Annotated in this window: 12 protein-coding genes; 2 read left to right on the forward strand and 10 right to left on the reverse strand. The window is 44.6% G+C overall.

Translation table 11 applies throughout. From position 1 onward, the window contains the following. Positions 1-88 precede the first annotated feature (88 nt). The 9 genes from F6K52_RS20785 to F6K52_RS20825 form a co-directional block, all read right to left on the reverse strand. On the reverse strand, positions 89-2,368 hold the full coding sequence (locus F6K52_RS20785; RefSeq protein WP_293081910.1) for a DUF3160 domain-containing protein: 2,280 nt from the start codon (positions 2,366-2,368) through the stop codon (positions 89-91). Positions 2,369-2,702: 334 nt separating this feature from the next. Then, a complete protein-coding gene (locus tag F6K52_RS20790) occupies positions 2,703-2,858 on the reverse strand; it encodes a hypothetical protein (protein ID WP_293081913.1) in 156 nt (51 codons plus the stop codon). Further along, positions 2,822-4,549 (reverse strand): CHAT domain-containing tetratricopeptide repeat protein, encoded by a 1,728-nt coding sequence (locus tag F6K52_RS20795; RefSeq protein ID WP_293081916.1) that lies wholly within the window; start codon positions 4,547-4,549, stop codon positions 2,822-2,824. The genes F6K52_RS20790 and F6K52_RS20795 overlap by 37 nt, the downstream gene beginning before the upstream one ends. Continuing rightward, on the reverse strand, positions 4,549-6,081 hold the full coding sequence (locus tag F6K52_RS20800; RefSeq protein WP_293081919.1) for a tetratricopeptide repeat protein: 1,533 nt from the start codon (positions 6,079-6,081) through the stop codon (positions 4,549-4,551). The genes F6K52_RS20795 and F6K52_RS20800 overlap by 1 nt, the downstream gene beginning before the upstream one ends. A 78-nt stretch (positions 6,082-6,159) precedes the next feature. Beyond that, on the reverse strand, positions 6,160-6,906 hold the full coding sequence (locus tag F6K52_RS20805; protein ID WP_293081922.1) for a DUF928 domain-containing protein: 747 nt from the start codon (positions 6,904-6,906) through the stop codon (positions 6,160-6,162). Positions 6,907-7,059: 153 nt separating this feature from the next. Then, positions 7,060-9,411, reverse strand: coding sequence for a CHASE2 domain-containing protein (locus F6K52_RS20810; protein WP_293081926.1), 2,352 nt, complete (start codon positions 9,409-9,411; stop codon positions 7,060-7,062). A 35-nt stretch (positions 9,412-9,446) separates the two neighbouring features. After that, positions 9,447-10,319 carry a DUF1822 family protein gene (locus tag F6K52_RS20815; RefSeq protein WP_293081929.1) on the reverse strand — a complete coding sequence of 291 codons (873 nt, stop codon included), beginning with the start codon at positions 10,317-10,319 and terminating at the stop codon, positions 9,447-9,449. A 20-nt stretch (positions 10,320-10,339) separates the two neighbouring features. Beyond that, positions 10,340-10,903, reverse strand: coding sequence for a DUF1822 family protein (locus F6K52_RS20820; protein WP_293081932.1), 564 nt, complete (start codon positions 10,901-10,903; stop codon positions 10,340-10,342). Between the two features lie 34 nt (positions 10,904-10,937). Continuing rightward, on the reverse strand, positions 10,938-11,594 hold the full coding sequence (locus F6K52_RS20825; protein WP_293081935.1) for a hypothetical protein: 657 nt from the start codon (positions 11,592-11,594) through the stop codon (positions 10,938-10,940). Between the two features lie 163 nt (positions 11,595-11,757). On the opposite strand from F6K52_RS20825, the gene F6K52_RS20830 reads away from it, so the two are divergent. Both F6K52_RS20830 and F6K52_RS20835 read left to right on the forward strand, forming a co-directional pair. Then, positions 11,758-11,970 carry a hypothetical protein gene (locus F6K52_RS20830; RefSeq protein ID WP_293081938.1) on the forward strand — a complete coding sequence of 71 codons (213 nt, stop codon included), beginning with the start codon at positions 11,758-11,760 and terminating at the stop codon, positions 11,968-11,970. Between the two features lie 380 nt (positions 11,971-12,350). Next, positions 12,351-13,343, forward strand: coding sequence for a BadF/BadG/BcrA/BcrD ATPase family protein (locus F6K52_RS20835; protein ID WP_293081940.1), 993 nt, complete (start codon positions 12,351-12,353; stop codon positions 13,341-13,343). 304 nt (positions 13,344-13,647) lie between these two features. On the opposite strand, the gene F6K52_RS20840 is transcribed toward F6K52_RS20835, so the two are convergent. Beyond that, a complete protein-coding gene (locus F6K52_RS20840) occupies positions 13,648-13,791 on the reverse strand; it encodes a DUF4351 domain-containing protein (RefSeq protein ID WP_364418843.1) in 144 nt (47 codons plus the stop codon). Positions 13,792-13,798: the final 7 nt, after the last annotated feature.

Here is a 13,798-nt window from a genome sequence, read left to right on the forward strand (position 1 = left end):
TCAAAATTTTTCCCTACTCCCTACTCCCTACTCCCTACTCCCTATTCCCTATTCCCTATTCCCCAGGAAGAGAGAACTAATTCAAGAATTAATCAACTACAAGATAGCTTTTTGTCCAGTTGGGGCGAGGTGGAAGCTTGCCAGTTTGGATATCTTTTTTCCATTCAGAATCTGATTTACGGGATACTCCTGGCATCTCAAATTCATAATGGCTCAACACTGGTCCAGCAAAAACCATTTTGTCTTCACCATTGTCCACTGCAATCATCAACAAATCGATATTACCCACGCCCTGGTGAAGTACACTGCCTGGATCTCCCACCATTGGGTCAGGTACATTTGTGTGTACATCGGCAACAATGGCATCCCACTTATCAGAATCATCAGGTTTCTTATAGAAAAGGCTGGGATACCAACCGCTATAAGTCGGACCCCCTGAAGCAAACCGTTCAATTTCAACAACTTTTTCTAGGAAGTTCGTTTGGGCTTCGGTAAGTTCCTGTTGTGCTAATTCCTTGAGTGCTATCTCCTTCAGGATAGTTAACTGCTGGCTGAAATTCTTGAAGAATTTAGTTTGTTTTTGCTGAATCTTTCGGAAGCGCTCTGGAAAGGGAGTGTTTTCAATTAGCTGCCCTGCTAGCACAGCCATTTTTTCAAAGCGTTCCCAGAATTCCGGTCTCGGCTCCACAAAACCGGCTGGATAGTAGCATCTGGTTGTAGCGGTGTAGGATTGTTTGGCATAAAGGATGGTGTCGTGACGCAGTTGTGTCCATGACGCTAGTTGTGTATTGAGTGTCTTCATCCCCCAGGCACGGGTACGCATGGCTTCTGGGTATTTCGAGTCCGTAGTGGGTTTGGAAAGTTCCCGCAAGGTTGCCAGCCAATGCATGTAAAGGTTGTCTTCCCAGGCAGAAGGATTTAGCTGATCAACTACATTAAAGGCTGCCGCTAGGTTGTGTTGATAGTTGAGACCATCTCGGAACTTATCCCCATTCTGGTTTCTCATCCGATCAACCAGTTCTGGTACTACTTGAGTGTTTCCTAGGGTTGCAAATGCTACATCTAATCCACTTGGTACGCGACGCTGAACTTTCTTGCGATTCCAAATAATATCATCGTAGACGACTTTGCTCAACATCCAGCTATCCAAAATAAACTTTTGACCGATAACTGTAAACGAATGGGGTATTATATCTTTAGTCTGATTATCGTCTTCCGGACTAACGTAAACATGACTCCTGATGTTTTGAAAACCTACGTGGTTAGCTAAAATTTCAGTTTGCAGCTGCTTTAATGTAGATAAATCTTTAATATCTGTCGGAGATTTAATCTTAGCTTGTTTTAATAGGTCAGCTAGTTGAGCAAAGGTCATGGAATCAGTTGCACCGACAAAGGTCTGGAGCATTTGGTCAAAATCTTGCCATTGCTCGAACTTACCAGATTGTTTTAACAGATCATTGAGGATTATAGCTGTACCCAATTCCCGTGAAGACGCTTCTTCTGGTTTACCTGTAATCCGTAGATCAACTCTACCGCACCACATTACCGCCTGGAAATATTTTTTAAGAGTCTCGGAGTTCTCATAATGCCCACGTACTTTGAATTGAGAAAAATCCATGTCGCGGTCACGCCCAAACAGCTTAAATTCCTCCTCGATTTGCTCTGCTTCTATGGCGTTGAGGGTTGCTGCCACACGGGCATCCTGATTTAATTTGGTCTTAACTGTTTCTCCTGCCAATAACGAACGAGCGACTGCTAGAAAGTAGTCGGCATCGATTAAACTTAGGTCAAGGACACCATTGCCATATTGATTACTGGCTTCTGGGATTTTATCTGCCATTCCTGTGAGAATTTCATCTAGTGATGTGGCAAGATAACTTTCTTCTAGTTCTTCCAAGATCGCGTCATAAGAACGATGCCAAGCATGAAGCAAGGCATCAGCGGAAACGAAAACTGGTAAATCGTTGCTATAGATTCGGTAAAATAACTCAGCGAAACTATGTGCCCCCATGCGCTCACTGACAACAAAGCCTTGTTTCTTGAATACTGCCAGTTCATCTGAATTGAGGCAAAAGTTGTAGTGGGAATCATTTCCACGATTGGTCTTATGATTATGCTTTTTCGGAGAAGGATTGAACAAGTTCCAAAATTTAGCCTTGGTCGGATTCCAACTAATTTGTGTTATATAATCAACCTTGGCATCGTAGCGTTTAGCAAATTCCTGGGGTGAAATCTGTCCAATCTTCTTCAATTCCTGCTCGAAGGTAGGGGTGTAACCAAAGACATCAGTTGATCCTTCTGCTGAAGCTGGGTTGACCAAAACTTTGGAACTGTCAATCCCATCTGCGAGGAAAGTATGGTTGCTCATAATAATTAACAATACAATGCTCGTAGCAATAATTAGCTTGTTTAATTTCTTGAAAAGCTTTATAATTAACTTGCTTAATTTAAAGGATAGCAACTCCTATACTCTTATTGATTTAAATTATACTAATGATCAACCTTAATACTACCAATTAATCCTAGTTTTACCCTAAAGATATAGTTATTATCTATATATAGTTATTTATAGTTTTAAAAATAGGATTGATCTAAAAAGGGAGCAGGAAGCAGTATGGAAAAGCTTGGAGGATTTTTTGGTATTATGAGAAATCAGCAAGATTGTTCATAACCTATTTAGAAATGCTATAGCGGTTCTCATACTAATTAGATACACAGGATTTTTCCCCAATCCCGAAATTCCCTCTTCTTTCTCCCCTATGGCCTACTCCCGATTCCCGATTCCCGATTCCCGATTCCCGATTCCCGATTCCCGATTCCCCTACAGCGCTTCCCCAATCAACGTAAATGCTGCCCAATCTTTCGGATTACCTGACTTCGGAATCATGGTCAACATCGCTTGGCGCAACGCTTGCGCTTTATCCCCTGTGCTGTTCAGATTCCGATAAAACTCGGTCATCAATTCTGTGGTTTTATCATCAGGGATTGACCACAAGGACACCATCACACTGGGAACACCGGCTGCAACTAAGGACCGAGATAAACCAATCACCCCCTCACTGTTGATGTGACCGACTCCGGTCTCGCAGGCACTGACTACTACCAGTTCCGCACTGAGTTTCATGTCAAAGATTTCTTCCGCAGTTAGTAGTCCGTCCTCTCCTACAGAAGGAGCCAAGGCGATCGCACTCCCAATACCTCCAATACGCTTGGGATCAAATAACCCGTGGGTAGCTAAATGAATATACCTAGCGCTAGGCATCTGACGTTTAACTATGGCTTCCGTAGCGTCTTGTCCCAATAGGGGTTGAGCGTTTAACTCGGAAGCAATGTATTTAGCTTCCTGTTCAGCACCATCGAGAGAACCTAATTGTTTAGGTTCTTCTCCAGCAGCTGGTGGTACCTTGGGCATGGTAGGATTACCAACTACCAGGGCAGTTTGGGCTGAATTAGGAAGGTTTTTCCGTTTCTGATGGGTTAAGCCCAAGACTTGGATAGAAGGAGCAGTAAGGATGGTGTGTTTCTCAATTAAGTAGTTTCCCTCCTGGTCTTGCAGGGCTGGGAAAGGTACAGAAAACAGTTCTCTGTGAGGGATGAAGACTACACGGGCATTTTCATCCTTGGGCAGTAAGTCTGCAATCGGCTCAATCAACAGTTGATGAAGCTGTTGTAACCGTGGTTTCTCAATATTAGGGGAATCGACAATTGTGACAACATCAGTAATGGGGCGCTCCACTGTTACCCCTTCTTCCCATCCTGGTAACTTGAGTCGTAAAGTACCTTGTTGAGCATTAACTTCAACTACTTGCCAGGGTTCCTGGAACTGGTCATCCTTGAGTTTAACCCAATCACCTTGGGACGGTTGCCCAGAAGATTTACTACTGCGACATTGACCATGGTCTGCAAGGCAATCATATCCGTGGTTAATCAGGTCTTCGAGAGAGGTATCTGGAGGTAGTTCAACCGAGCGCCATTCAATTTTGCCCGTAGGCTGGATCACCCAAATATAGATTCCTTCATCGGGAATAACAGAGTATACCACAAGTGTGGCCTTCTGTTGCTGGGCAACCTGTTTGATTGTCTCCAGGCTAGGTTTAGTTATTGGAGTATCTAGTTCTGGGGATAACTCCTTTGTCAGTAATTCCGCCAAGGCACGAGCACGTCCCCTTTCCGCAATTTCCAATGCAGCATCCGTTTTATTTCGAGCAATTAGAACTTGCTGCAAAGTGCGATAGATATTAGATTGCTGCTCGGATAGGGTAATTTGAAGGTTATCTGGCAAGCCTGGTCGTAGAGATTCCTTAACCTCGATTGCTTTAGTGAGGGTGGTTTCAGCTTGTCCAAGATCACCTGATTTAAACAGAGCATATCCTAAGTTATTGAGGGAGTTTCCTTCCTGCTGCCGGTATTGTATTGCTCGTGCAATAGCTAAACTTTGCTTGAGGTATTCAATGGCCTTTCGGTAGTCCCCTAGGTTTCTGTAAGCAACACCGAGATTGTTCAGTGAGTTAGCCTCACCAAGGCGATCGCCTATGGCTTGTGCAATCATTAAGCTCTGCCGCTGGAAATTAATTGCCTTTGGGACTCCCCCAGGGAATAGTAAGCATTGCCGAGATTGTTCAGTGAGTTAGCCTCACCTGAGCGATTTCCTATGTCTCGTGCAATGGTTAAACTCTGCTGGTAGTTTTCAATCGCCTTTCGGTAGTCCCCCAGATTGTCGTAAGCATTACCGAGATTGCACAGAAGGCAAGCCACACCTTGGCGATTTTCTCGTGCAATGGTTAAACTCTGCTGGTGGTTTTTAATGGCCTTTTGGTAGTCCCCCAGGTTGTAGTAAGCAACACCAAGATTGTTCAGTGAGTTAGCCACACCTTGGCGATCGCCTATTTCTCGTGCAATGGTTAAACTCTGCTGGAGGTATTCAATAGCTTTTGGGTAGTCCCCCAGGTTTTGGTAAGCATGGCCGAGATTGTTTAGAGATGCACCCTCACCTTGTCTGTCACCTATTTCTCTTGCAATGGTTAAACTCTGCTGGAGGTATTCAATGGCCTTTGGGTAGTCCCCCAGAGTTTTGTAAACACTACCGAGATTGCCCAGTGAGTTAGCCTCACCTTTGCGATTGCCTATTGCTCGTGTAATCGTTAAACTTTGCTGGAGGTATTCAATGGCCTTTTGGTAGTCCCCCAGGTTGTCGTAAGCATTACCGAGATTGTTCAGTGAGTTAGCCTCATATTGCCGGTGTCCTATTTCTCGTGCAATGGTTAAACTCTGCTGGTGGTTTTCAATTGCCTTTCGGTAATGCCCCAGGTTTTGGTAAGCATGGCCGAGATTGTTCAAAGAGTTAGCCTCACCTTGCCGGTCTCCTATTTCTCGTGCAATGGTTAAACTCTGCTGGTAGTTTTCAATCGCCTTTCGGTAGTCCCCCAGGGCATGGTAAGCACCACCGAGATTGTTCAGAGAGGACGCCTCACCAAAGCGATCACCTATTGCTCTTTTGATAGCCAAACTCTGTTGGAGGAAATCAATAGCTTTTGGGTAGTCCCCCAGGGAATTGTAAGTAAGGCCGAGATTGTTCAAAGAGTTAGCCTCACCTTGCCGGTCTCCTATTTCTCGTGCAATATCCAAACTTTGCTGGTAGTTTTCAATAGCTTTTGGGTAGTCCCCCAGGGAATTGTAAGTAAGGCCGAGATTGTCCAAAGAGTTAGCCTCACCTTGCCGGTCTCCTATTTCTCGTGCAATATCCAAACTTTGCTGGAGAAAATCAATGGCCTTTGGGTAGTCCCCCAGTACAAGGTAAGCATTGCCGAGATTGTCCAAAGAGTTAGCCTCGCCTTGCCGGTCTCCTTCTCGATAAATAGTGACTGCCTTCTGCCAAGACTGCAATGCTTCGCGAAATTCGCTGACTTGAAACTGCCCAATACCTTGATTAAAAAGTCGGTCAGCTTCCACTTTACGGCTTTCTAAAGTTTGAGCTAATGCTGGAGAAGCTGAGAATATGGTTGAAACATTAAATAGCAACGGTGGGGAGAAACTACCTAACCAAGCCAGAAGGATAATTAATCTAAATCTTTTAAATTTCATAGTTATCACACCGAAAATAACGCCAAATGAAATAGGTAATAATAGGATTTTGATGTTCAAAAGTTACCCATTGATTCGTTAATTTTGAGCAGTACAACAATCAACTAAAGGCTTTGAGTCAATTTCCTCCAAACCCACCTGGTGCAATAACTCCATCCAGTCTTCATCGAGTGATTTATCCTCGGGATTAGCCAAACGCAGTTCAGCTAAAGTAGTTAGGGCATCAAACCACAACCCTTGTTGGGCATAAACAGCAATACGCTCCCGGGGATTCTTGCCTTCTAACTGCTTCTCTAAATCAGAAGTCATATAGATTCTTTCAACTCCACCACTAACGAAATCATAATATAATCGGTCTGTGGGATTGCAACTCACAGAGAAACCCCAACGATATAAATCTTCAAAAACAAGTGGTGAAACCGTTTCCGGTAGAGTTATTTTGACAATTCCCGGCGTATTTTTGAGCGTGAATGTTTCTTGGTAGACTTGATTAATTTCCTTATCCCGCAGCCAAAACTCTGCTTGCCGTCTTCTTCTTTGTGAAGAGGACACATAAAACCAAAAAGTAGGACGTTCATTAGTAGTTAAGCCAAAATTAGTACCAGGAACCAATGCAATAGCTGAACAATAGTCGCCACGACTTCCTCCACCCTTACGTTTACCAGGTGCTCCTTTAGGAGGTAGAGTAAACTTTAATCCTTTCAGGAAGTTAGTTAGGGGTTGACTGACCTCTACAGCCGTGACTCTCTGAGGTTCCAAACTAAATACAAAACTTAAAGTCAGAACAATAATTATCTGTTGTATACGCATTTTTTTAAGAATCATTAAACATCTCCAAATTAGTTTATAGGCAATGTATTAATCAAAAAAGATATTAATTAGTCAACTGTAAACTAGGGCACTACCAATCTCAAACCAATGGCAATTTAAAATATGTAAAGCAGTGAAAAAAATCATTACCATTAGCCATTACTCCTTTCAATTACTAAGAGCAGAGTAACTCATAGATAGAGTCTTATTGTAACCAACAATCATCCCTGTAGCTACAAAAGCCAAACCCGAAGGGACTAAAGGTATCCACCAACCTTGAATAAAGACAACAAAGCAAACACCAGATAAAACTACCAGATTGGCGATACCTACTCCCATCCCATAAACGAGTCGTTTACAGACCAAAACCAAGAAACCCCCTAGACTCCCCCAACCCCAAATCCAGAAAAACTCTCCCCCCTGAGACCATACCCACAACGGTTGTCGTCCATCTTTCACCGCACTCAGAATCTGACTAACCATCTGAGCATGAATAAAGACACCACGCATAGTCTGGTTTGAATCCTGACTAAAAGGAGTGCGGAAATCATCTTTAATGCTATGGGCAGTAACACCAATCAAAACTACCCGGTCTTTAACCCAACTCGGTTCAAATTGATCCGTTAAAATCTGTTTTAGGGTAACTCTTTGGGCGATATCACCAGGAGTGCGATAATCCAATAGCATCTGATAGCCAGCATTACTCGTTCCGGAGTAATTACCGGCATAACCAGGCAACGACCTTAACGTGGTTTCCCCTAATTGCACCTCACTCTCTGGTGTGACCTTAGGGTCAATCCCCTCTGCAGCTAAGTAATGTAGTGCTAACTGCAAACTTAGAGACATCTCAGTCTGACAAGGGGAATCACTGTTAAAGGTAGCATACCAAAGATAACGGCGCAGTATGCCATCGGAGTCAATCACCACATCGGTAAAGCCCAAACGTTCCGGTGGCACTTCTGGGGGTGGGGCAATACCACGATAGTTACGAGTGGGGTTACTAGCTTCACACACCGCAAAAAAGTTATCCATCCTTGCCAAGGGATTAGCCAAATCCTGATATTCCTCACTGACCGGAAAATCCCGATAGATATCCAAGCCAATGGCACGAGGGTGATGAGCCTGTAATTTATCCAACAGTTGAGCCAAAGCCGCATCAGACAGGGACCACTTACGCTTCATACCCTGGTCATCCTGATACTTAAAATCCTCCTCAGTTATTTCAACCACTAACAGCCTCGGGTCAACCCCTTGGTCGGGTCGCCAGCGCATAAATTGGTCATAAGCCTGTAACTCCCAGGGTTGGATTACCCCCAATGGTCGCACCACCATCAGGGCAAGGGTAACCAGAAAACTGGCAATCACAGCCGTGCGGGGTAACTGCCAAGGAGACTGGTTGATCGGACCATAGCGTAATTCTTTCCAAGTGGGGGGTTGAACGGTAGGGTTTTGGCAAACCACCGGTAACCAACTGGCACAGGGATACTCTTGTTCCCAGCCATGTAATTTTTCCCGTGCTTCTGCCACGGAGCTATACAGAGACTCACCCCGGATGTAAGCTTCCAGAAAATACCGCAAAAACTTGGGTGATACTGGGTCTGGCACTTTCTCGGCCATCACAATCACCTGGGGCAAATACAAATCCTGCTGTGCTGCCAACTGGTAGGCTAAGCCGAGACCATCACAGGAATTAAAGATAGCTAACTGCAACCCTCGTGCGATCGCTTTCTTCAAGGCAAACCGCAGATCATCGATAGTCAACCGTTCGGTCTGATTGAGTTGAATTTCCCCCCGCTGCCCCTCTTGGGAAGTGCCACTGTGACCAGCAAAAAACAGAATATCCCACCCCTGCTCCCATAACTGCTGATTCAACTCCGATGCCTGGGGTTCCTGCCGCCAGGTAATTTGTGCCCCCGCCTGACCCGCCAACTCCTCCAACGCCTGCTGATCAGCTTGCTGGTTAAGACCGGCACCCTGACCCAAAATTGCCAGAATTTTCACCTTGCCCTTGGGGGTAGTCTGCTGGTTAAGGGGGTTGGGACAATCGTATTCAAGGGCACTCAGGGCAACGTCCGCCTGGGCTTCCGCCAGTAAATCCCAGCGGTGCCAGGGAAACCGACGCAGCCAGGGATTATTGGTCTGTAACAGCAGTTGAAATTTTTTCCCCGAGCGCAATAACTTATCCCGAATCGAGCGAAAGTCTAGGTCAGTATTGAGCCAGTGATTAAGACTCCCTTCCAAAACCTCAGCCCCTTGCCGACAAGCCGCAAAGGCTTCACCCCGCTGGGATGAATTGGTCACTTGTTCGGCATTGGCACTCAGAGCACGAAATAGCATTTCCAAACTCAGATACCGTTGCTGCCAATGGCGATAACAGTTGAGTAAGTCTCGATTTCCCGACAACCGCCCTTTTATCCGAGTTTGGGACGGAGAATGGAGATCCCCTTGCCGAATTTCCAGGGTGGCATCAAACCCCTGATCAAATTCTCCATATAATGTCAAGATTGATAACTGCTTCATTGCCCATCCCTCTTGCAGAATTCTGCAGCTTTGGATTACAGATGAAACCTTTCGATAATGCAGGCTTCACCTAAAGAAAGCTGAATTCCGAAGTCATCTCCCCGTTGGGCATTAAACTGATATTGGATGAATTCATCATTACTTCTGGCAGTTACTTCGGTAAAAACCTCTCCGGTTGCAGTCAGTACCGATAGTTTCAAATTCGGAGGTAAGGTTAGTGCCTCACCTCTTGGATAAACTTGGGCTCGAACGCTGGCAGTTTCCTTGTCAATTTTTCGGACAGTAATAATTAAAACGACAGCATTACCTGCTAGTTCTAGCCCTAAATCAAATAAATCAATCAGTTTAGATCGTTCTTGCTGGTCTTCGGTATTTCTAAATGCTGGTCTAAGTTGTGGAGACAGCAAATCGCTAACCGACTGCCAATCTACTTTAAAATTACCCTTAAACCATTCCCATAAGTTTAGCACATCTGACCCTTTCGGATAGAGTATTTGTTCTTCTAGAGACCTGCGCTCTAGACATTTTTTTACCGATAAAACAGGCAAATTTACCCATTCTTCCGGTTCTTCTGGGACAATTAAACAAAGGTCAAGAGTCTCGGCACATAACTGTTCTATAGCTTCAAAATTTTCAGACTGTGATAATTTTGCTTGCCTCAATAGTTGGTATTCGTCAGGGCATAGTTTTAAGATATATAGTATATCATTGACTATTCCTATCGCATCTTTAAATCCTTTATTGTTTGTAGCTTCATGTAGAAAATGATGTAGGCTTTTCTCCGTGACATAGCCTTCAATTTGCCCAGATTCAATGATTTCGAGCAATCTTAGCGTATCTTCCAGAAAAGGCTCTCTATCTAACAGGAGATTCATCAAAACTCCTAGACTTACTAAAACTCTCATCATAGATAAATCTCCTGGAGTTTTTAGTAGTTATCTTCAGAGCATGGAGCAATCTCAGGGTTGCTTGAGGGCTTTTTAACTTTTAGTCGCCGACGCAATCGAGCTGATGCTATTTCCGGTTTTTCTGGAAATAGCTTAATTAAATGTTCTAGAGATAATTGACTAATCTCCAAAGAACTAGTAGGTGCTATTTTGGTAAATCCTAGTAGCGTTGCTTGATTCGTTTGCTCGTTAATTTCCACCACTACATAACCAACTCGGTCTTGCTGACTTTCTGGCGGTAGATTACAAAATAGCTCTCCAGGGAGAACGGGACGACATTCCAATTTTCCCCAATCTTTAACCAGCAAATCTGCCACATCCATCAGCGAGCGTAGTACCGAATTCCAGCTATCACTCCCTTTTAAATCTGTTTCCACTTCAATACACTGGCAGTAAAAATTTACCGCATAAACCGCCAATGTATTTAGGTAAACTTGTTGAGCTTTGTCCGGTTCGTGCTGTTCCCGACTAAATGTTTCTGCCAGCTGATAGGCATCTCGGGTAAGAGGCACAGAAAATCTCAAACGCTCTGTTAAGTTATTCATTGTTGAGTATCCTTAATTGAATCTTATTTGTCAGTTATGACTGCAAGTATTCCTTAAACGTGTCAGCAAAATACTTGCAACAGCGCCAGTAAAAACTTTGCACCGTTGATGCTTGCTTTGGCTCTAACCCAACTGCAACAGCAGTCTGTTGCCAACTCTTCCGGTCTAGGTATAAAAGAGCTATAGTTCTGAAGTTGGCTTTAGGATGTCCTTTAACGTGTTTGCTGGCAAACAGCCCGTCAGAGTCTTCTTCAATACACTGACGTACAAGCTGGGAAGGTAAAGGAGTTTCTTCTCGTTGGGGAATAGTATCTAAATAGGTCATACCTGATTGATTAACTTTACCCCCATCGGAAGAGTTTATTGGTGCATCTAGTGAATACTCCCGTCCCTGTTTGGTATGTAGTTGCCTGGCATCATTCAACCGCCTCTTGAGAACGTAATTGACCCAGTTAATCACCGGACCTCTCGGTTGATAAGTGTCAATTTTTTTAAACACATACAACCAAGTCTCTTGAAGTGCTTCATCGTAAACCTCCTGGGGAGTGTCATATCTCCTGCGAGATAATCTGCCCGATGCTTGAATCATTTGAATCAGCCGAGTCAGGGCTAGACGACGGTCACGGCTTTTTGGGGAATGCTGTTGAGCCTCCAAAGCTAACTGTTGCAGTCGTTCGTCCAGTGCGTCCATGGGTTAACTCCATCTCAATCCATCTCCTTCATGCACTTTAGTTACTAAATATTTAACGGTGGTTAACCCCGGATTCTATGCAAAGTCGGAAAAAATTTTTGAAATGGGCTCTCTAGCTCGATTTGGCATGGAATGGCTATTTGGAGAGAGTTAACAAAAACAGATGAGGCTGTTGTTTTTTTCCCTGCCCATGTATAATCCTAAAACCATCAAGCATTGGCTCGTCGGACTGATTGCTATTCCTGTGATCTGGTCAGCCTACTGCGAGTATGAAGGTAAACCCTTTACCCAAGCCAGTGATGTGATCAATTCCCTTGTGCAAGTCACAGTATTAGTCGATGCCCTTCTCAAGCAAGAAGACTCAGACAATAACTAATTGTAGGCTTTTGGCTGGTTTTGAATGCGATCGCTAAACTGGCATCTTAGTAGAACTGGCATCTTGGTAGAACTGGCATCTTGGGTAGAACTGGCATCTTGCCAGTTTCATTTCTTTGCTGATGCGGAACTGGCATCTTGGTAGAACTGGCATCTTGGGTAGAACTGGCATCTTGGTGGAACTGGCATCTTGCCAGTTTCAATTTCTTGCTTCTACAGAGTTAATAAATTAACTAGCTTTTAGCATGACTATGAGGTACAGATTTTTTTCTTATTGCTAGCATGTCTATTGCCTATTAGTTAATCCCTGCTCCCTGCTCCCTGCTCCCTGCTCCCTAAAACCCAGATATTTGCACCTCATGAGTATGATAGTTACTATAAATGACCACCTGTGTAATCGGAATAGATGGCGGTGCCAGTAAAACCCTTTGTGTAGTCCTCAACCACCAAGGTCAAGTCCTAGGTCGAGGAGAAGCCGACGCCTCCAACTATCACACCGTTGGTATCAAAACCGCTTTCGCCTCCATAGAATCAGCCATTCGCCTCGCCACCCAACAAGCTTCCGCTAAACTATCCATGGAATCGGTCACAGTGGAAGCGATTTGTTTGGGATTAGCCGGTGTTGGTCGTCCACGAGATAGAGAAGTGGTGCGAGGCTTCGTCCAACAGTTGTTGTCAAGTCAGACAATTCCGGTCACTTGGGCATTACTCCCCTCTAATGTTGTTATTTGTGATGATGCTTTGATTGCCTTAGTGGGAGGAGTCGGTAAGCCTGTGGGAGTTGTTGCGATCGCAGGCACCGGCTCAATCGTTTTTGGACGCAATGCCCAGGGAAACACCAAGCGAGTTGGTGGCTGGGGGCATATCCTAGGAGATGTTGGCAGTGCCTATCAAATAGCCATCTCTGGATTACGAGCCGCTATCAACGCCTATGATGGTTGCGCAGTAACTAGTCTAAGAGCAACTAGTCTTCAGGAGCGCTTCACTACCCATTTTAACTTATCAAACTTCAATTATATCACAGATGTCATCTATCAGCCAGGGTGGGGTGTCAAAGAAATTGCATCCTTAGCACCAATTGTGGATCAAGCAGCCGCTGAAGGCGATCAGGTAGCCATTAGCATTATCGAAGATACAGTTAATCAACTAGCAAGAGCTACCCAAGTTGTAATTGAAAGCGTCTTTACCCCTGACTCAGAATGTGAGGTAGTAACCACCGGAAGTGTATGGCATGGTCTTTCCTCAATCCGTCAGCAATTTGAATCATCCCTTGTCATGCTTTGCCCTAATGCTAACGTGATTTGGCCTCGCCATGAGCCTGCTTATGGTGCCGGTTTGTTAGGGTTGCTGAGCCTAGGCAAGAGGCAAGAGTAACCCACCCCTAACCGCACAAAGGAGATGAGGTGTGACACTGTCAGCTATCAGTTATCAGCTATCAGTTATCAGCTATCAGTTATCAGCTATCAGCTGATGGGATAGGGCACGCTACAAGAACAGCTTTTGAATAAGCGATGCAGGGCGGTCTTTGGGGTTTCCCCCACTCGCTATTGCATCAAGACAACAGGTAAGCATTCGTTTAATAGTCACGAAAGTCACAAGTTAGAAGCCTATCTCACAAAGCTGACCGCTGACCGCTGACCGCTGTTCGCGTAGCGTGCGCGTAGCGCATATGCTTACATTACTTGGGCAAATGTTGACTAAACTCATCTAGGGAGTTAACGGTTAATGCTGTTGCCATCAACTCTTCTAATTGTTCGAGAGTTAAGGCTTGAATTCTGACGGATATCTCGACAGGAATCTCGGAAAATCGCAGTTTAAGGATGCGCTCT

It is taken from the genome of Moorena sp. SIO3H5, from assembly GCF_010692395.1.
Classification (GTDB): Bacteria; Cyanobacteriota; Cyanobacteriia; order Cyanobacteriales; family Coleofasciculaceae; genus Moorena.